This is a genomic window from Agaribacter flavus (assembly GCF_042646125.1).
GTDB lineage: Bacteria > Pseudomonadota > Gammaproteobacteria > Enterobacterales > Alteromonadaceae > Glaciecola > Glaciecola flavus.
Genome location: NZ_JBHRSW010000004.1, coordinates 192020 through 211160 on the forward strand (window position 1 = coordinate 192020; position 19141 = coordinate 211160).

A 19141-nucleotide genomic window follows, 5' to 3' on the forward strand; every position below is an offset into this window, starting at 1 on the left:
TCTTTGCCGCTTTTATCATTGTCTTCTTTCACACAAGCTTTACCAATTCAAACGAGTGAAACATGAACAGCATCAAACTCACCAAATCCAAAGCCCTCACATATTTACTCAGCACTATTGTATGTTTTTTGCTTAACGGTAATGCCTTAGCTACTAACAAATATTTGCTGGCAGATGCCATGCTTGACGTCAATTCGGGAAAGTTAATTCAGCAGCCTTTAATAGAAATCTCTGAAGGAAAAATCGTCAGTATCCAAACCAAGCCATCGAGTCTACCTGCAAATACTATTGATTTATCAGGTCATACTTTGTTACCTGGCTTAATGGATATGCATGTGCATCTTACCTCTGATGCCAAACAACATGGATACAAGCGCTTATCATCATCACTGCCCAGAGTGACTCTCACCGGTGTCAAACATGCGAAGCAGACCCTACTTGCAGGTTTTACAACGGTTCGCAATGTCGGTGCGCCTGGCTTTGCTGATGTTGCATTACGTGACGCCATCAATGATGGCGATATTATTGGTCCTAGAATGTTTGTTGCAGGACGCTCTATCGGTGTGACTGGTGGACATTGTGACAATAACCTTCTCCCCTATTTGTATAAGGCCAAAGCAGGGGGAGTCGCTGATGGTCCCTGGGCAGTAAGGGAGAAGGTAAGGGAAAATATCAAATATGGTGCCTCCGTTATCAAGTTTTGTGCTACTGGCGGCGTATTATCAAAAGGAACAAAAGTAGGTGTTCAACAGCTAACTTTTGAAGAAATGGCCGCGCTCATTGACGAGGCACATATGCGCGGCTTAACGGTCGCTGCACACGCCCATGGAACGGATGGTATTTTGACCGCAATCAAAGCAGAGGTTGACTCTGTAGAACATGTCAGCTTTTTGAATGACGAAGCAATAAAATTAGCAAAAAAAAAGGGCACCTACTTCTCAATGGATATTTACGTCACTGAGTACATTTTGGGTGAAGGAGAAAAGGCCGGTATCTTAGAAGAAAGCTTAGCGAAGGAACGAACTGTGGGTAAAAAGCAGCGTGATAACTTCCGCAAAGCCGTCAATGCCGGTGTAAATATGGTGTTTGGCAGTGATGCAGGTGTCTACCCGCATGGCGACAACCCAAAGCAGTTTTCTCGTATGGTGGAATTTGGTATGACACCTTTACAAGCAATCCAAGCGGCAACCATCAATCCTGCTACGCTACTGAAGCATACAGACACGATCGGCAGTATTGAAGTGGGCAAAGCAGCAGACATCGTCGCGGTCAAAGGTAACCCTTTGAAAAATATTAGCCTATTGGAAGAAATTAAGTTTGTAATGAAAGACGGAGTTGTTTACAAGCAAGATAAATGATTTCTGCGCGATTAGATGTAGAAGATTAGGTCTGTTGACTCTAGTTTAGCGAATACGCAGCGTCAACCGCGCATTCGCTAAAACTACGTTTTTCTATGCAGTAGCCTCAGCTGCTGCTTCTTTCATGACCGTTGCCAATACCGTATAAACCTCTACCCAAGCAGCTTTTACCTCATCAGTAAAGTCATCGCCTAAGCCTTGTTCAAGTGTCCATAACAGCGCTTCAGCAACCGTATCATAGTGTTTGTCCTCTACTCCATAGCCAACATGGCGCTCGCCAAGGCTTTGCACAACAGGCACCAATGCATCAAGATTGTTCAGACTGTTTACAGCCGTACCAATCATCTTCATTAATTTTGCCCCTTGTTCCTTCATGTCACCACTAAATAATGATTTCAAAGTCGGATCAAGTTCAAACAACTTGCCATAAAAAAGCTCCGCAGCCGTTTCTGCAATAGGTGCCACTTTGGCAAAAGTGCCTTGCACCAATTCAATAGTTTGTGTATTCATTTTGTTATCCTTAGTTATTCGCTGCTGTTTGCGACCATATAGTCCACAGCTAGTTTTACTTGTTCATCAGATAGCGCAGGATTGCCACCTTTGGCAGGCATATCTCCCCACCCCTCCAATGCATGTTGGTAGAGGCTTTCTTTGCCACGGGCTATCCGCTTTGACCAAGCCTTTACATCGCCAAATTTGGGTGAACCCGCAAGCCCAACCGAGTGACATACTTTGCAGGTTTCTTCCCAAATTGCTTTACCGGGATGTTCTTCTGCGGGTTTGCACGCACTTAATACAAGTAGCGAACAAATGCCCGTAACTACCTTTTTATCCAAGTGCATAGTCTCCCCCTATACTTATTTGTCTAATGGGACACGGATAACTACACCACCCATGACTTCACCGATTTTAAAATCGGTCTTCGGAGAATCTTTATGGTCATTGTGACATGAGGTACAAGCCGGCGAAACCGCAACATCAGGGTATACTGCCGTAAAGTAAGTCACACCACCCAACTCTTCTTCACCGTAGAAGTTTTCGCCTGGATTATCTGCAATGTAAGTTAAGCCTTCTTTTTCTAGCGGTGTTTTTGGTGCATTTTGTTTATTTACGGGCCACAAAGACTGTAATGAATACGTGAACTTATCGGTTACTTCTGCCACACCTTCCGCGCCATATCTGAACATCTGTGCGGGTAATGGGGCACCATCTGTTTTATCTTCCCAATGCTCATCTGGTTTGATGAATCCACCTTTGTTTGGCCCCAAACGTTGAACGATTAGCTTTGTGTAATTGGTTCTATCTGACTTCATCACAGCAAATAAGGAATCAGTAAAAACGCTTGGCTCAATACCTGCTTTTGCTTCTTCTTTCCCGCCACAAGCGGTAATGGTGAGTACGCTGCCTGCTATTGCAGTCGCGATAAGTGCTTTTGCGTAGTGCATTTGTGTTTCTCCAGTTGGTTGTAAATCGATTTTATTTCACACGTTCCAAGGACATGTCTATGCTTTCAATATGCTTCGCTGGCTTGCCAGTAAAGTTGTTTTTTATCAAAGTTTTATCCGCTAAAGCGTCGATTGAAAAAGCCAAACTATGACAAGACATACACACCGGCCGTATCATCTTTTCATTGGGTCTTAACACTGCGTTTTGATTGTGTTGAACCAGCACTCTATCGATGCCCATTTCATTGACGGTTATTCTCGGCATGTGACAACTCGCACAGCTCACCGCCTCAGTATCTGCAATCTGGCCATTTTCATAGGCTTGCCAAAGTTGCCCATGAGGAGAATCAAGAAACGATTCACTGTGTTGATCAGAGTGGCAACTCAAACAACTATTGACTGCCGCTTGCTTCACATCAACAATGTGTGGGTTGTGGCAAGTGTTGCAAGTAAGAGGCGTGTTCGAATTCGCTTCATGGAAAGACAGGGTACTATTGCTTGTTCTAGACATAGCAGGCGTCATGGGTGTCATACCCACGGCTAAACGCATGCCGTGTTTTCCGCTGGTAAAGCCATCAAACTCTTGCTGATGACAGTTTTGACACTGCTGCATAGGAGGTTTATCCAACCAATTGTCTTCAGAGCCATGACAATTGACGCAAGCTATATTGCTTTCATAGTGTTTAGAATGAGTCCAATCAGTCATTGCTGACAGTTCGGCATCATTCATTTGAGTTTTCACCTGTGGTTTGTCTTCAGGCACATTACCGGTTGCTTGCAAATAAGCCTTTAAATCTCGATTGATTGTTTGATAGTCGTCGTGTAACCAATGCCCCTGAGCATTATCAACTAAAAACTCTTCGTACAGGGCTCGGTTGTCATGATAATTGTGACACCCAGAAGAGGCACAGGTGTTGAATTCCATACCTTGGTGAGATGGCCTGTCTTCTGCAATATCTTGGTGGCAATGAAAACAAAAATCTTCGGGCAGACTCACCCCCATAGGGTGTGTAATTTCAGGATTGTGCTCAACATGGCAGGCAATACATTGACGCGCGTCAATGACTGCTAATCTATCGGCATTGCGCGGATCGGTAAACTTGCTCTTGGGGTGTGAGTCATGTGAGGCTTTTAGTTCTTCTGCATGACAGGATGTACACGCATTTTGCAACACTTCTGGCCCACCAAATGGCGATTCGTGGCAGGCGACACACTGCAATTCTATTTGATAGTGTCCGTGACTTGACTCACCAATCAAAAAATCAGGCTTTTGTTCTTCAGTAAACATTTGCGCACCTAAATACCCCGCTAAACCCAGAGCAACCAACAACCACGTACACCAAATTAATACAGACTTTAACTTCACGCCTTTCCCCTAAAAGTAATACACGGACAAAACGTGGTAAGCCAAGAGAATGGGAAACGGCCAAAATGCAAGAATATGCCCCCAAACCAACTTGCGTTTTATGGATTTCAATGTAGACGACGCCCAGTAACCCTCCATAGATGCTGTTATGCCAGATAAGACGCCCACGGCAATGATCGCGACGAAGTTAACGATTAACCAACGATTAATCCCCTCTCCCATTGATATGCCTGTGTGAGCAAATAAGGTGGCGAGGGCGATAGCGGTCAAAATAACATGCCATCCGCGCCAAAAATCAAAACTTAACCACGTGATTTTTGTCATGCGTTTTCGCAAAGAAAAGAGCAAACCTAGTGCCGTCAAACCGAGTATGACAAACCCGCTTATCTGCCTAGCTAAACCGTCCGTCCATAGCCAACTAATGTTAGTATCTTGAACAGATTGGGGAGCGAGGGGTGAGGGTAAAAAGACCAGTAGAGCGGCCACTATTGCAGCCAAAATCGAACTCACAAGCAGTACTTTTTTAACTGGCAATTGCTCAACCTTTTGATCGAGCATAGCCTGCACCAATGGTTTACAAGTACCACATACCTTACTGACACCCAGTGTGTCTTCCACGATGGCGATGTTATTGTTGTTTAATTTGGCGCATTGCCTGATTTGTCCAGCCGTCACTTGTTGGCAGTTACAAATCACTGTGTTGTCGGAGAAGCTTGCTGGACTTGTAGATTTATCGCTAAATAACCGCCCAAACGACATAAAGCGCTTTTTGTTCCAAGGCAAAACACGAGCGCGACTTTCTACGGCCTTTTGTAGCTGCTTTAATTCAGGCGAATCACCAACACAAATCGCGCCTACCAGACGCCCCTTATATAAAAGTAAACGACGGTACACTTCTTCATCTTGATAGATGATGTTTTCGTCTATTTGCGCTTCATATTCTTCACCGACTAGACCCATCGAAAACACACTCAATCCCATCACCTTGAGTTCGGTAATCAATGAAGCGCCTTTGTACACAAAGGATTTTCCAGTTAAATTATTGGCTAGAATAGAGGCTTGCTCAAGGCCGGGTGCCACCAAACCATAGACTTGCCCGTTAAAGTCTGCGCACTCCCCTATCGCATATATGTTTTGCGCGCTCGTGGACAATGTCTCATCTATCTTGATCCCTCTATTTACGGTAATACGGGCATCCATGGCTAGCTGCGTGCTTGGGCGAATACCTGTCGTGAAAATTACCGTGTCACAGATGATTTCTTCAGTGTTGTTTATTACGATTGACTGTACCGTGCGCTCACCCACGATTTTGCTCACTTGGCAGCCAACACGCACCTTAATCCCAGTCGATTCGGCATAGTCTTGTAAGCGCCTTGCCGCTTCGTCATCTAATTGCCTGTTCATAAGGCGTGGCGAATGATGCACGAGCAAGACTTCGGTGGAATACTTAAGCATGGCTTTTGCGGTTTCTAAACCCAGCAGACCACCACCAATCACCACTGTTGTGCGAGATTTCAAGCGCCTTGCATAGAGCGCTTGGGTATCTTTCATGTTTCGAAAACAATACACGCCTGTGAGCTCGCTTCCTTCTATTTGCGGCACATGAGGCGTTGAGCCAGTCGCTAATACAAGTTTCTTGAAGCGATAGCTGATACCCTGCTGGTCTGTGACAATTTGTAGCGCAGGGTCAATGTTCTCAATTCTACAATGCAGGTGTTCAACAATGTTGCTTTGTGCGTTTATTGGATTGTCTAAGGCAGAAAGCGGCATGTCACCATTTAAAAATGACGAGAGCTTGACCCGATTGTAAGGACCACATTCTTCCTCACCAAAAACCGCGATACTGCCCTCATAGCCTTGCTTATGCAATTGATTGACAAAATGCACACCAACAGGGCCGTTTCCTACCACGATAAGATCATAGGGAACAGTCTCAGATGTGTTGCTTGCTTGCGGAGTCTCTACTGCCAGCGTCATTTTTTAGCCTTTTAAAAACAAAAAAAACGCCATACTGCGTGAGCAGTATGGCGTCTTTGCCGGTATTCCAAATTGTTAGTTTGCTACTTTAACTCGGTAAATTTGAGCACTAAGCTTGAATGGCTATTTACATGCTTTAACTTACATACAGTGATAAGTAGGCTTTTAACGAAGTACGGAGAATGTCTACATATTCTCTACATAACGCCTTTGTTATATCACGTACTCGCTTAATTATGTCGAGACTGCATTATTTAAGCCAAAAATATATTCCAATACAAAACAAAGACTTAATTAATTTAGTTTCAAATAAATCACAAAATAGTGCACCATTTTGAGAGTGTTTACGCAAGGTCTTCCCTGAAAAAGGGCAGTTTCACTAATTCAAGTTTCCGTCAAACAGGTATGGAGTAGCTTCAATGTTTAATACTACCGCCTTGGTAAGTTGCCAAGCCCTTAAGCAACATTTGGGTAGTCCGAAATTACTTGTGCTCGATGCCAGTGTGCAAAAAGTAGTAGGCAAAACACCGATCGATTACGACGCATTTTACTGTTTGCCAAATAGCCAGCATATTGATCTTGACGATAGTTTTCACGATAAGTCTTCGTCATACGCGCACACGATGCCCAGCGCCGAACAATTTAATGCTCAAGCACAGGCCTTAGGCGTAAGACGCGATAGCACCATCGTTATATATGACAACCAAGGTATTTACTCAGCGCCTCGCGCTTGGTGGATGTTTAAAGTGATGGGCTTTGAACAGGTTTATGTGCTTGACGGTGGATTACCTGCATGGGTAGCAAACGATTACGCTGTAGACACCAAGTACACATCTGTCCCTCTAGGCGATATTCAACTGACTAGCAGCCCAAAAAAAGTCAGTACGTTTACCGATGTCCTCGCCAGCATAGCAAAACAAGATACCCATATCGTTGATGCACGCAGTGCGGGGCGATTTAATGGCACAAGCCCAGAACCTCGAGCAGGTTTGCGTAGTGGACACATCCCCTCCTCTATCAACTTACCTTTTGCACGGGTATTAAGCGATGATGGATTACATTTTCGTGATGTAACCACCTTAAATCAGCTATTTGAAGACATGGCTATAGCAAACAAATCACAAAACCTTATTGCATCATGTGGATCGGGCATGACCGCCTGTATTGTGATTCTGGCTGCTTATCTGTCCGGATACCGCAATCTGAGCCTCTATGACGGTTCATGGAGCGAATGGGGAGCAAACACAAGCCTGCCGATAGAGTAAGTCGCCGTGTTGCAGCTTTACGACATGTTTAGTAACAAATATAAATATCTGTTTTTATCGCAATAGATATACTACAGCTTACGACAAGCTTTGCTTTCACTAAATAATACTCGAGGGAATTTTAATGGTAACAACAAGTGGTGCGCGATATTTTCTGAATGGTTTTGAGCTCATCAAAACCAAAGGTATCAAACGCTTTGTATTTGTGCCGTTTGCCGTCAACCTTGTTTTATTTTCATTCGCTTTTTACTTTATATTGGGCTACATCCAAAGCAGTGTAACCTACATATTGGATCTTCTTCCCTCTTTTATGAGTTGGTTGAGTTATTTGCTTTGGCCAATAGCAGTGATTGCCGTTTTGTTGATTTTTACATTAGTATTCGGCACCTTAGCTAACTGGATTGCCGCCCCCTTCAACGGTATTTTAAGCGAAAAAATTGAGTTGCATTTGCGCAAGCAACCTCTAGGCAATGAGGGTTTGGGCGCGGTTATTAAAGATATTCCACGAACCCTTGGGCGTGAGCTAGCAAAACTTGGCTACTTCTTACCAAGAGCGTTTGTGTTTTTGTTAGCATTTTTCTTTCTTCCCGTTATTGGCCAAATTTTGTGGTTTTTATTTGGTGCATGGATGATGGCGATTCAGTATTGTGACTATCCCTTTGATAATCACAAAATTGGCTTTAAACCAATGCGTCAACAATTAGCCGAAGACAAAAGTCGCAGTTTTAGTTTTGGTATTTTGGTGAGTGTGTTTTCACTCATTCCAATTGTCAATTTTATCGTGATGCCTGTGGCAATCTGCGGAGCAACACAAATGTGGGTAGAGCAAATGCGCGAGGAGGCGCTGGCAAGGCGTTATGGCTAAGCTAAATGAACCATGTTTGTTCAAGGTTTGGATCTTGACCTTTTAAAGCGAATAGTATGCATCTGCCCAGAAATCAATTAAATCAGCATCTTTACTCTGGTTGGCTGCTTCTAAAAACAGCTTAATCAAAGGTTTTTCGGCTGCTTGTTGTTGTAATAACGCTTGCCACATCAACAAGTACAGTTCGGGGATATTCTCAGTATCATGATGCTCTAAAAACGTAATATCTGCGCTGGGCTTAAACACTTGTAAATCTAATTTTTTGCAGGAGCGGCTGGGCGCTATGCTTAGACTAGGTATGACATTTTGCTCTGAGGCTTGTTGGCTATCCATGTTTCCAACTTTGTCTTCGTTCTCAACGTAGTTAGTATTTTCAGTTAAAGATACAAACTGCTGACTGTTTTTTCGCTGCTCTAACGCGCCTGCCTGAGCTTGAGCAAACTGAGTCTGAGCAAACAAGCGGCGCCACCAATCCAATTTTCCTTTTGCTTTTTCGCTAATGGGATCATGCACTAACAAATTTGGCGCGGTGTCCGCTAAGCAATAATGTTCGGCCGCAGATTCACTCAAGGTGTATTCGTCAACAAAGCCAACAAAATGCGCCAATTCATGTACAAACACAGAGTATTCATCGGCGAGGTCAATGTACATCGCCCCGTTGTTTACATAGGCCTTGCCACGCTCAACAAAAAACACGAGATGGCTGAAGCTAGGAGCAGACTTTTGTGAAACCAAAGGATAAAAATCACAGGTATTTCTGCCACTTTTAGGATCAAATGCACAACGCACTTGCTCGCCATCTAGCCAAATTGGCTTTTGTAAACAAATGCCTAAGCTTGACATTCTATTATCGACTAAAAACTTCTCACGCATTTCTACCGCTTGCAACATCGATTCTAGAGAAAAAGCCAAGGCTTGGACTTCTTGCAAACATTTAGTTTGTTGTTGCTGCGGCGCAAACACCGATGTCACTGGCTGCACAGCGTAATTTTGCAATATATCAATATAACGGTCCGCTCGCGTACTACCAATCTCCTTCGCCAGCATAAACTTGGCAATTGCTTGTTCCTTGTTATTTTTATTCCACAAGCGTTTGGCTTGCTTTATCGCACTTTCGGCGTCCAGCAATGAGGCTTTTTCCAACCAATACAATACCTCATCTTCGTTAACCTTGTCGTTTGTATACTCATTTGCATGTAAATGTTTTGCGTATGCTATGATAGCGGGTGAATATGCTTGTTTAGCTGAAGCTTTTAAAAACCTTAACATCCCATTGATATTTGTATCGTGTAGGAGTGCATATTCAAACTGAGCCCTAGCATGACCTTGTTGTGCAGCTAAGGCGTAATATTTGGCTTGGGTTTGTTTGTTAGTGGCATTATCTGCCAAATAAACAGATGATATTACATGACCACTTTTTGCCAACATAGCTAGCCAAGGCTCTGGGGAAGATGCGCTAACACTGTACTCAAAAAGCGCATCATCTGCGTCTTCAGCGCCGAGAACATATGCCTGCCAAAGCAAATATGGCTGCTGTTTTTCTAGCCCTTGAGATAAAAGAAAAGCGGGGTTTAAATGCGAGCTACTCGACACAAAAACAAAAGTGAACAGCAACAATGCACATTGAAACAAACGTAAACGCATAGCCAGTGACTAAGGCTCTTCCGTTCGAGTTCTTAAGTTGCCCAGTTCTATTCTGGCATACTTATGTTCAACGTATTCATGCACGTTTGTGCTTAAGGACAATTTAAAATAATTGGTGGCAACCATCTCGTTACCCCGTGCGGCATGGTATTTACCCAGATAAAAATAGGCTTCACACAATCGATTATTTAATTCAGTTTGCGAACTCACATTGTCGAGTAAACTCGCAATCACGGCTTTCTCATCGATTTTGCCTAAATAGAAATCGACGATACTCGTCGCCCAATTGTCGGAGTCGAGTTGTAAACGGTTTTCTGATAACTCATTGTGCGCGGCAATTGGGTCAACTTTATTTTCAGTAATAAATCGCCACAACACCCGATATGGGTCTGATTTATCTTTTTGTAAAAATGCGGCAGTATCGACGGAAGCCAACTCAGCCCGACCAGCGTAATAAAGCGCGATCCCTCGATTTAACAAAGCAAAATCGTAATCAGGATTAATATCCAAGGTTGAATCGAAGGCTTCAAATGCCTGTAAATAATTACCTTGCTGGATGTAGTGTACACCAACAGAGTTGTAGGCTGCCGCCATGTCTGGCTTAAGACGCAGGGCTTCTGTGTAGTCAAGTCTTGCTAAACTTGTCAAGCCAATTGCATCGTAGGCAATACCACGTTGAAACAGCAACTCGGCTTTTTCTTCGTCACTGAGCGGTGCTTTGTACAAAATATGCGTATATCTAGCAATAACCATTTGAGAGCGCTGGCTAGTTGGCTCTGGTTCCGCCAATAAAAGGCTATTCATCAGCGTAGGTCTGACCGGCGCAGTTTGACATGCCGTTAAACTCAAGACCAATAAGCATAGCCATAATAGATTAGTACGCTTCAATGTCGCTTCCGCTCCCGTTTTAAGTGATGGGTCAATCCCTCACGCTGAGAGTAACAAAAACAGTAAAGCCTTTCAAAGGCGAAAAGTGATTTTGATCTTTTTCTAAATAGTGCCTCTAGTCTTCAATTTTTTGAAAAGGGGGTACAACAGTTTAATTAATTTGTGATTTTCGAGTGGTGCTTTTGACCGCAAGTTATATAGTTTTTGGAACGACATGATACCTTCGTATTGCGCCGTTTAATAGGTGTTTGGACGATTTGCACGTAAGGAAAAAGTTAGTGCCCGTTTATGATCATAAGCGGCATTTTAGTGTTTTTTCTTAATGCGATGCAGTGGGTAAAACCACCGTAGTCAGGATTGTTCATATTAAGACTAAAATATGTTTTTTTAGCTTGTGAGGTGTTTTACTCCAAATAAAATCCTCAATCATAAATAGCTTTCCATCGTTTTTTTCGCATACCGTTTTTTTGGTGCAAGAAATCACAGAACTGAGTCAAAAATTTAGAGAACAAAAATTAGTTACTTCCATGAAAAAGTTATCCTTGTCGTATAAGAGCACTTTTCCGACATTAGAAATCAATCACCACACTGTGAAAAAACGACATTCCACAGAACGCTTGCCATATACGGTATGAGGAAATATAGTGAAGAAAGAAGAAATTTTATACGCGACCTTGGGACAGAAAACTTATCCACAGGTACGCTTACAATAAATTGTTAGAGTGCAATCAGTGCTATGGAAATTCTTGGCGTATACCCAATCAATGCAGCAGAGCCTTGCCATTTGGTAGAGGTGATAGTTAGCACAGATATAGATGAATTTGACTGGGGAAAAGTGACACAGGAAGGTGAAGGGCAACCATTAGAAAACTGGCAGATAGCATACGATGAAAATCCAATTAATGTAGAAAAAGGGCATTGGGTTTTCTTTTTTCACTATTTGAACTTATCTAAACCACTAATTACACCAGAAGGGAAAACGAAAATACCTAAACCTAGCGAGTTGCCAGACCGGTTGAAATATATAGAATATGAAGAACCTTAATAAAATGTACTCTAACAAGCCGCTCCAGATGGACGATGCGCACTCCGCATTTTTGTGTTGCTCGCTTCGCTCAAACAATAACACAAAACCACTCCGCGCACCTCGCCACTGAGCGGAGCGTTGAGACTGTAGAAAAAGTCGTTCTATATTTTCATTTTAAAAAGTTGTGTAAATATTGAGCTTTTTCAGCGTTGCTACTTAAATTACAGATAGGTTCAACCATTGAACTATAAAAATAATTAACGTAGAGCGCGAAGTTTTTTCGCGTTTTAGCTTTTCTACAGCCTCATTAGTTTTTCATGATATATCTTCATTCTTTTCAATGCTATTATTCATCGAGGTAAGTTAGGAGACTGCAAATGAAGAGTGATTCAAATACTTTACTCGAAGATGTTTTAGCATTACCCGTGAATCAGCGAATAGAAGTCGTTGAAAAACTGCTGCAAAGCTTAGATATGCCCAGTAAGCAAACCGAAGAAATTTGGGCTGAAGAAGCAGATAGCCGAGTTGAAAGCTATGAAGATGGAAGACTCGGTTCATTGGCTGCTGAAGAGGTACTGCAAAAATATAAATGAAAACCAGATTTCTAAGTATTGCAGCTACTGAACTAGATGATGCTTATTCGTATTATGAAAGTGTTCATGTTGGATTAGGCCGGACTTTCATTGAAGAATTTGAATCGACCCTAGTGAGGTTAAAAAGAAATCCTGAAGCTTGGCAACGATTGAGTAAATTTACGAGACGTTGTTTGATGAACAAATTTCCACACTCAGTCATTTATCAAATTAGAGTTGATGAGATTCTAATCGTTGCTGTTGCTAACAATCATAGAAAACCGAATTATTGGGCTGAAAGGTATGAAAACTGACATGATATCTATGTCGCTGCGCTGTGACTCAGGACCTGACGGCGCTGCGCACCCTAATTAGGAGTTGAAGTTTTAGAAAAAAACAAATCAGCCCAAAAAACATCACTTATTACTTCCTCCAGTTCACGCTTTTTGATCAAATAGATATTGCCAAACAGGCTCATGAAGCATTGGTTATTCCGCGCTTTAAGCCCATCAATTGTCAGCAATAACTCGATGGTAGTGAGATCGTAAGCGTCGTTAGAACCACACTAGCCTAGTTCAACATTCCAAGGAAGCAATTGTTCCGGTTCAACGTTATCTTGCATGATTTTTTCCATCACATGCATGAGATAATCGTAAGGTACTAAGCCATTAGCGAATGCCGTTTGTACAATCGAGTAAAGGATTGCTTGTGTTCGCACCGTTGGCTGTTTTAGAGAATAACCAAGCCTTACGTCCAGTAACGAAGGGTTTTACTGCTCTCTCACAGCGATTGTTGTCGATGTCTAGTCGACCATCATCGACACGCATATTTTAAACGGTGGTGCTCCTCAATCTTGGTGGTCTCGGGCTCAAACACACATTTTTCAGTCACATCTTTGCCCATGACATGCATTTGACCTTGGCAGTACTCACAGACTTTATCCGCCTCATCAACATCGTGGATAATGACTTCACGCATTATATGAGCAGCAAAGGGCTTAGTATGTCGGGTGCGTTTCTTTTTCTCTTGAGCCGGCGCTTGCTCATCATCTGTTTGTTCACTATTCGCCTGTTCAAGCTCAAGCGCCGCAATCTCTTCCACTTCGTTAAATAGATCGTCATGCTTTGGTTGCACTTCACTGTTACTGGCAAAAAGCTTATGACGAGCTAAGCGAAACTGCTCCTCTAAAAAGTCTAATCTTGCTTCTTGCAAAGTAATCAGAGCGTCTTTTTCAGTCGTCGTTAAGCCTTGCTCATCGCGCTTTTGCTTGAGCAAGACTATTCGCTTACTTGACTGTTCGAGGCTTAATTTCATGGCCCGTACTTTACCGTAAAGCTGGGTTAAGGTGTTGTTTTTACTTAGACTAAATCGTGAACGATAATCGCTATTTATGAACTGCTGTTTTCCCCGTGTTGCTACTTAAATTTAAGATAGCTTGAACAATTGAACTATAAAAATAATCAACGTAGAGCGCGAAGTTTTTTTCGCGTTTTAGTTTTTCTACAGCCTCGTTAGGTATTACCATGCTCAGAGCTATCATTAACACTCTTTAGCACTTTTTCATTTAACCTCATTTGCTCAGGAAAGTAGAGTTGAGATTTGGAATTCTGACAAAACAGCTTCTGCTTCATGTGTTTTAAATAAATTCCCAGTTTGCCAGATCGTTTCAAATGATAAAATTATCGACGTCACTCCTGTAACCTATCAAAATATAGCTAAGCTCGGGATAAAGAAAATTAATCAATATGAAAAAGTGGTTACTGAACCCATAGAGTGGATCAAGAACGCCGAAGACACTCAAATGGTTCTCTTTAGGACACAAGCATGGAGTGAAGGAGAGAGATATACCGTCACTGAACCCGTAGTCGTCATAAATGGCAAATACATCAAGCGATGATAATATGTCTATACAAGCCGTTCGAGACACTGCAGCTAAAAGCAGATTGATTTGCGATAACAAAATACGTGTCAGTCAACACAACATCACCTAGTCGAGTTTAACGTTCTAGGGTAGCGTGCAACTGTATTGATTGACACGATGGTGCCATCAATCGCTTTTCTTAGATGCCTGACGCGCTTCAAATGCCGCCATTTGCTCAGGTGTTGCAGGTATCTGATGATTTTCTTTCCACTCTGAATAAGGCATACCGTAGATTGCTTCTCTGGCTTGATCATAATCCATGTCTATCCCTTGCTCTTTCGCAGCGGCCATATACCACTTTGACAAGCAATTCCGACAAAAATCAGCCGTTATCATTAAGTCTATATTTTGGACTTGCTTATTTTCGTCTAGATGCTCAAGTAAGCGTCTAAACGCGGCAGCTTGAAGCTTCTCTGAATCAAAATTTTTATCAACCATACTATTACCTCGTTACTTACTTAACAAATTCGTCGTTTCTGTGTTCTTTGTGAATGGCTGCTCAAAGGAAGCATCACCAATTAAAAAGGAGCCCCCTAGGCTCCTTTTTTGACTAAAACCAAAAAAAATTATTCAGCGTCACTGTCCGAATCTTGAGTATCGGCAGCCTCAGGTGCTGGCTTTTCAATAAGTTCTTTCATACTCAAACGTACACGATTTTGTCTATCAATATCCATGACTTTAACGTCAACCATTTGCCCTTCAGACAAATAATCTGTCACTTTAGCGACACGCTCGTGTGCGATTTGAGAAATGTGTACCAGCCCGTCTTTACCAGGTAGCACTTCTACAAAAGCACCAAAGTCGGCGATACGCGATACTTTACCGTGGTAAACTTTGCCAATTTCAACTTCAGCTGTAACCGCTTCGATTTTAGAAATAGCAAGATCGGCTTTCGCTTTTTCGGTAGCAAAAATCTTAATCGTACCGTCATCTTCAATTTCAATGTTGGTATCAGACTCTTCGGTGATCGCGCGAATAGTGGCTCCACCTTTACCAATGACATCTCTGATTTTATCTGAATCAACTTTCATTTGATAAATTCGAGGGGCAAACTCAGACATTTCATCTCTGTGGCCAGAAATAGCCTGATCCATTACACCAAGAATATGCAAACGCGCTTCTTTTGCTTGTTTCAATGCAATTTGCATGATTTCGGTTGTTATACCTTCGATCTTGATATCCATTTGTAAAGCAGTGACACCCTCGGTAGTCCCAGCTACTTTGAAGTCCATATCGCCTAAGTGGTCTTCATCACCTAAAATGTCAGACAGTACAACAAAGTTCTCGTCTGACTTAACCAGACCCATAGCGATACCGGCTACAGAGGCCTTTATAGGTACACCAGCATCCATAAGTGCTAGAGACGTACCGCATACTGAAGCCATTGATGAAGAACCGTTTGATTCCGTGATTTCTGACACCACTCGTACAACATATGGGAATTCTTTTTCAGACGGCATTACTGCTTGAATACCGCGTTTGGCAAGCTTACCGTGTCCGATTTCTCGACGTTTAGGTGAGCCAATCATGCCTGTTTCACCCACGCAATATGGAGGGAAGTTATAGTGCAACATAAAGCGGCTGTTGGTGGTACCTGTTAGCTCTTCGATAAGTTGCGCGTCACGCTCATTTCCTAATGTCGCGACAACAAGTGCTTGTGTTTCACCGCGAGTAAACAATGCAGAACCGTGGGTTCTAGGTAATGCACCCGTTGCAACATGCAAGGCACGTATTGTTTCTGGATCACGGCCATCAATACGCTTTTCACCGGCCAAAATACGCGAGCGAACAATGTCACTTTCTAGCTCATGGGTCAGTTCGGCGATTTCCGTTGCGTCAAGTTCTTCGTCTTCTGCGACCAGAGTTTCAATTGTTTTTTCGGTAATCGCGGTGACTGCGTCTTTGCGCGCTAACTTATCAGAAATTTGATAAGCCTCGGTCATTTCAGACTCGGCGATCGCTTTAATTTTGTCTTTTAATGCTGTGTTGGCCTCTGGTGCAACCCAATCCCAAGGCGTGACATTGACTTCTGCAGCAAACTCATTAACCGCATTTACAACTGTTTGAGACTGCTCGTGACCATATACGACTGCACCTAGCATGACATCTTCAGGTAAGATTGCTGCTTCAGATTCCACCATCAATACGGCGCTTTGCGTACCCGCAACCACTAAGTCTAGTTGGCTGTCGGACATTTCACTTGTGCGCGTGTTCAGTACAAACTCATTGTTAATATAACCGACGCGTGCAGCACCGATTGGACCGTTAAAAGGGATACCCGAGATAGCAAGCGCTGCTGATGTACCAATCATTGAGATAATATCTGTTGGAATTTCTGGGTTTGCAGAAACCACAGTAATAACAACTTGGACATCGTTCATGAAACCTTCTGGGAACAGAGGGCGAATAGGTCTGTCGATCAAACGAGCGATTAATGTTTCGCTTTCAGATGGGCGCCCTTCCCGCTTGAAGAAGCCGCCTGGGATTTTACCTGCAGCGTAAGTTTTTTCTTGATAGTTTACTGTCAGTGGGAAAAAGTTTTGCCCAGCTTTTGTTTCTTTTTTTCCGACAACTGTCACTAATACAGAGGTGTCGTCCATGCTCGCAAGAACTGCAGCAGTGGCTTGTCTAGCAATTACACCCGTTTCGAGTGTGACAGTATGTTGACCATACTGGAATGTTTTTGTAATAGGAGTCACTATTTATCCTTTAAAATTAATAACTATATGCTTTTAAACGCGCGCGTAGTATAGCCACATATACTCACCAATGCCATAAATCTAGCCCGTAAATACAAAAAATACCGCAATTTGTACTTTACTGTTGCACCTGCACCACTGTTTCATCCCGAAACTTCAATACCGAAGTATAAAAATCCAGATCTAAATACGCATATGAACGCTCGATACTAAGTTAGAGAAGGGAAACAAACTCGAATTGTCGAGTTATCATAGCGGAGGTTATCGCGATGCTAACGTTTAAAAAAATCAATGATTTTCAACCTACCCTCGGCATGGTCGAATACGGTGTTTTGCTTTGTGTTGTCGCTGTCTGCACGATTGCTGGCATCCTTTCACTTAAAGAAAGTGCTTCAGGCACAGTCGCGTTACTCAGCTTACTGATATTTGTTGGCGTTTTCGTCACATTCACTTTTTGTCATCTTCAAAGACGAAAACGCGCAATCAGCTTTTACACAGAATGGTTGCAGTCTTTGAGCAATGAAGAAATCAGTACCTTACAAAATCGACTTAAACCACAATCTGAGGAATTACTTATTATTGCGCGCTTGCAGAAACAATAAAATTGATTTCCTAGCAGATACAAAGGTACTAATTGAATATTATGTCTCTGGCTGTACTGCAAATCGCGGCAACGGCCGGATGGGTAACTTTTCGCTCTGCTGATATTGCATAAAACTTTTGGGTGATTTCACTCAAAGAGCCAATGATTTCAACACCAAAACTCTCTACGACCTCCTGTTCGATGATGCTTGGCATAAAAAATATACCAAAGCCTGCTCTGCCAAAACTCTTCATCAAAGCACTGTCGTCATATTGCCCTCTCACAATCGGGAAAATATTGGAATCTTGGCACCATTTGTCAAAGAGCTGTCTAACTGCATATTGCTTGGTGGGCAGCAATATTGGCTGGTCGTTTAAACAGGCTGGAAAAGTTCCGCTTAACTGCTTGGCTAAGTCCGGTGATGCAAAAAACGTCAGGCTGGACTGCCCTAAATAGTGATTATAAGCTTTGATGCTATATGCACTTGATAAGGGCGTATCTGTTAGTACCATATCAACTTCGTGCACCGCCAACTCACCCAATATCGTTTCTACCGGCCCTTCTTTACACAGGATGCTTAAATCTTTGGATAAATTGAGTGCAGGCTCTAAAATTTTGTACACAATGGTCTTCGGTAAAGCACTCGCCGCACTGATAATGAATTCTGATGTACCGACCAACGGCGCGCCTCTCAGTACATCATTTAATTCCTTGCCCAGCTCAAATATTTCGTCGGCGTAACGCAAAACTAAACGCCCAGTTTCGGTCAATCGCAATCGTCTCCCAACGCGGTCAAAAAGCGGTTGACCAATGCGCTCCTCCAACATACTTAACTGACCACTTATCGTCTGTGGCGTAATGAATAGTTTATCGGCAGCACGAGCAATACTCCCTTCTGTTGCCACAACCCAAAAGTAGTGCAGGTGTTTATAGTTAAAATTATCTGCCATTAATTATTGTTCCAAGGGATCCATCATTTTTTTCGATTGTTTCTTATACTTTTAATCGAATTTTTTTGTTCACTTTTTGTTGTTATGTTTAAGTCATCGGAGAAAGTAACTAATAGTCGGACATGCAACATAAACTCAATTCCGCGCAATTCAAGATAAGCGAAACAGACAGGAATATGATTGATACTCGCTTAGCGCTCAGCCTCTCGCGCTATGTTTCAGTGATCGACAACTTCATCATTGATGTAAAAGAAGAAACTAGCGCAGATGGCAGTCAATTAATTGTTACCGAGACAAAGTTCAATCTATCTGGCACAAATAAAATTCACCTAAAAGTTAAAGCTGACAATCTCGAAAATGCGATAACGCAACTGACAAACAAGGCCAAACGCACAATCGACCGGCATCTCAAACATCGCCAACTACATCGCATATCAACACAATCCGTCAGTCGCTTGTAGCTTTACGATATCGCGTATTCCTATCCAAAATCCCCGTGGTTCCGATATTTTTAGTCGGCACTTGTTAATTCATTGTTAATGCCTTATAGTCGAAAATAACATCACTAGTTGATGTAGTGT

The 19141-nt window shown here is 42.6% G+C and carries 19 protein-coding genes and 1 pseudogene; 8 read left to right on the forward strand and 12 right to left on the reverse strand.

The features are described 5' to 3' along the window. Positions 1 to 62 precede the first annotated feature (62 nt). The gene (locus ACFOHL_RS00890; RefSeq protein WP_376918314.1) at positions 63 to 1358 is read left to right on the forward strand and encodes a Xaa-Pro dipeptidase; all 1296 of its coding nucleotides are present in this window, start codon (positions 63 to 65) and stop codon (positions 1356 to 1358) included. A 93-nt stretch (positions 1359 to 1451) separates the two neighbouring features. Here the strand turns inward: ACFOHL_RS00890 and ACFOHL_RS00895 are convergent, their stop codons facing one another. Genes ACFOHL_RS00895 through ACFOHL_RS00915 form a run of 5 tightly spaced genes read right to left on the reverse strand, consistent with a single transcriptional unit; the run spans position 1452 to position 6146 of the window. Further along, positions 1452 to 1868, reverse strand: coding sequence for a globin family protein (locus ACFOHL_RS00895; RefSeq protein WP_376918315.1), 417 nt, complete (start codon positions 1866 to 1868; stop codon positions 1452 to 1454). Positions 1869 to 1882: 14 nt separating this feature from the next. Further along, positions 1883 to 2194, reverse strand: coding sequence for a c-type cytochrome (locus tag ACFOHL_RS00900; protein ID WP_376918316.1), 312 nt, complete (start codon positions 2192 to 2194; stop codon positions 1883 to 1885). A gap of 21 nt (positions 2195 to 2215) precedes the next feature. Continuing rightward, on the reverse strand, positions 2216 to 2803 hold the full coding sequence (locus tag ACFOHL_RS00905; protein ID WP_376918317.1) for a Tll0287-like domain-containing protein: 588 nt from the start codon (positions 2801 to 2803) through the stop codon (positions 2216 to 2218). A 31-nt stretch (positions 2804 to 2834) separates the two neighbouring features. Next, entirely contained in the window at positions 2835 to 4169 is a 1335-nt protein-coding gene (locus ACFOHL_RS00910) for a cytochrome c3 family protein (RefSeq protein WP_376918318.1), read from the reverse strand. Positions 4170 to 4178: 9 nt separating this feature from the next. Further along, a complete protein-coding gene (locus tag ACFOHL_RS00915; protein WP_376918319.1) occupies positions 4179 to 6146 on the reverse strand; it encodes an FAD-dependent oxidoreductase in 1968 nt (655 codons plus the stop codon). A 419-nt stretch (positions 6147 to 6565) separates the two neighbouring features. Between ACFOHL_RS00915 and ACFOHL_RS00920 the strand changes: the two genes are divergently transcribed. Continuing rightward, the gene (locus ACFOHL_RS00920; RefSeq protein ID WP_376918320.1) at positions 6566 to 7411 is read left to right on the forward strand and encodes a sulfurtransferase; all 846 of its coding nucleotides are present in this window, start codon (positions 6566 to 6568) and stop codon (positions 7409 to 7411) included. 124 nt (positions 7412 to 7535) lie between these two features. Beyond that, on the forward strand, positions 7536 to 8276 hold the full coding sequence (gene cysZ / locus ACFOHL_RS00925; protein WP_376918321.1) for a sulfate transporter CysZ: 741 nt from the start codon (positions 7536 to 7538) through the stop codon (positions 8274 to 8276). A gap of 42 nt (positions 8277 to 8318) precedes the next feature. On the opposite strand, the gene ACFOHL_RS00930 is transcribed toward cysZ, so the two are convergent. Next, positions 8319 to 9920, reverse strand: coding sequence for a hypothetical protein (locus ACFOHL_RS00930; protein ID WP_376918322.1), 1602 nt, complete (start codon positions 9918 to 9920; stop codon positions 8319 to 8321). 9 nt (positions 9921 to 9929) lie between these two features. Then, the gene (gene nlpI, locus ACFOHL_RS00935; protein WP_376918323.1) at positions 9930 to 10808 is read right to left on the reverse strand and encodes a lipoprotein NlpI; all 879 of its coding nucleotides are present in this window, start codon (positions 10806 to 10808) and stop codon (positions 9930 to 9932) included. 736 nt (positions 10809 to 11544) lie between these two features. Between nlpI and ACFOHL_RS00940 the strand changes: the two genes are divergently transcribed. From ACFOHL_RS00940 to ACFOHL_RS00950, 3 genes are all read left to right on the forward strand, one after another. After that, positions 11545 to 11853: a hypothetical protein gene (locus ACFOHL_RS00940; RefSeq protein WP_376918324.1), complete on the forward strand. Its 309-nt coding sequence runs from the start codon at positions 11545 to 11547 to the stop codon at positions 11851 to 11853. 359 nt (positions 11854 to 12212) lie between these two features. Then, positions 12213 to 12428, forward strand: a complete 216-nt coding sequence (locus ACFOHL_RS00945; protein ID WP_376918325.1) for an addiction module protein — start codon at positions 12213 to 12215, stop codon at positions 12426 to 12428. Continuing rightward, positions 12425 to 12721, forward strand: coding sequence for a type II toxin-antitoxin system RelE/ParE family toxin (locus tag ACFOHL_RS00950; protein ID WP_376918326.1), 297 nt, complete (start codon positions 12425 to 12427; stop codon positions 12719 to 12721). The genes ACFOHL_RS00945 and ACFOHL_RS00950 overlap by 4 nt, the downstream gene beginning before the upstream one ends. A gap of 251 nt (positions 12722 to 12972) precedes the next feature. Here ACFOHL_RS00950 and ACFOHL_RS00955 read toward each other — a convergent pair. The 4 genes and pseudogenes from ACFOHL_RS00955 to pnp form a co-directional block, all read right to left on the reverse strand. Next, positions 12973 to 13228 (reverse strand): annotated as a pseudogene (locus ACFOHL_RS00955) (IS66 family transposase); the annotation flags it as partial. Continuing rightward, positions 13221 to 13721: an IS66 family transposase zinc-finger binding domain-containing protein gene (locus ACFOHL_RS00960; protein WP_376918327.1), complete on the reverse strand. Its 501-nt coding sequence runs from the start codon at positions 13719 to 13721 to the stop codon at positions 13221 to 13223. The pseudogene ACFOHL_RS00955 and the gene ACFOHL_RS00960, both read right to left, overlap by 8 nt. Before the next feature lie 733 nt (positions 13722 to 14454). Then, positions 14455 to 14766, reverse strand: coding sequence for a DUF1244 domain-containing protein (locus tag ACFOHL_RS00965; RefSeq protein ID WP_376918328.1), 312 nt, complete (start codon positions 14764 to 14766; stop codon positions 14455 to 14457). A gap of 128 nt (positions 14767 to 14894) precedes the next feature. Further along, positions 14895 to 17027, reverse strand: coding sequence for a polyribonucleotide nucleotidyltransferase (pnp, locus tag ACFOHL_RS00970; RefSeq protein WP_376918329.1), 2133 nt, complete (start codon positions 17025 to 17027; stop codon positions 14895 to 14897). Between the two features lie 269 nt (positions 17028 to 17296). Between pnp and ACFOHL_RS00975 the strand changes: the two genes are divergently transcribed. Further along, the gene (locus tag ACFOHL_RS00975; RefSeq protein ID WP_376918330.1) at positions 17297 to 17629 is read left to right on the forward strand and encodes a hypothetical protein; all 333 of its coding nucleotides are present in this window, start codon (positions 17297 to 17299) and stop codon (positions 17627 to 17629) included. A gap of 28 nt (positions 17630 to 17657) precedes the next feature. Here ACFOHL_RS00975 and nhaR read toward each other — a convergent pair whose 3' ends face one another. Then, positions 17658 to 18560, reverse strand: coding sequence for a transcriptional activator NhaR (gene nhaR / locus ACFOHL_RS00980; protein ID WP_376918331.1), 903 nt, complete (start codon positions 18558 to 18560; stop codon positions 17658 to 17660). Positions 18561 to 18682: 122 nt separating this feature from the next. On the opposite strand from nhaR, the gene ACFOHL_RS00985 reads away from it, so the two are divergent. Continuing rightward, a complete protein-coding gene (locus ACFOHL_RS00985; protein ID WP_376918332.1) occupies positions 18683 to 19021 on the forward strand; it encodes a hypothetical protein in 339 nt (112 codons plus the stop codon). Positions 19022 to 19141: the final 120 nt, after the last annotated feature.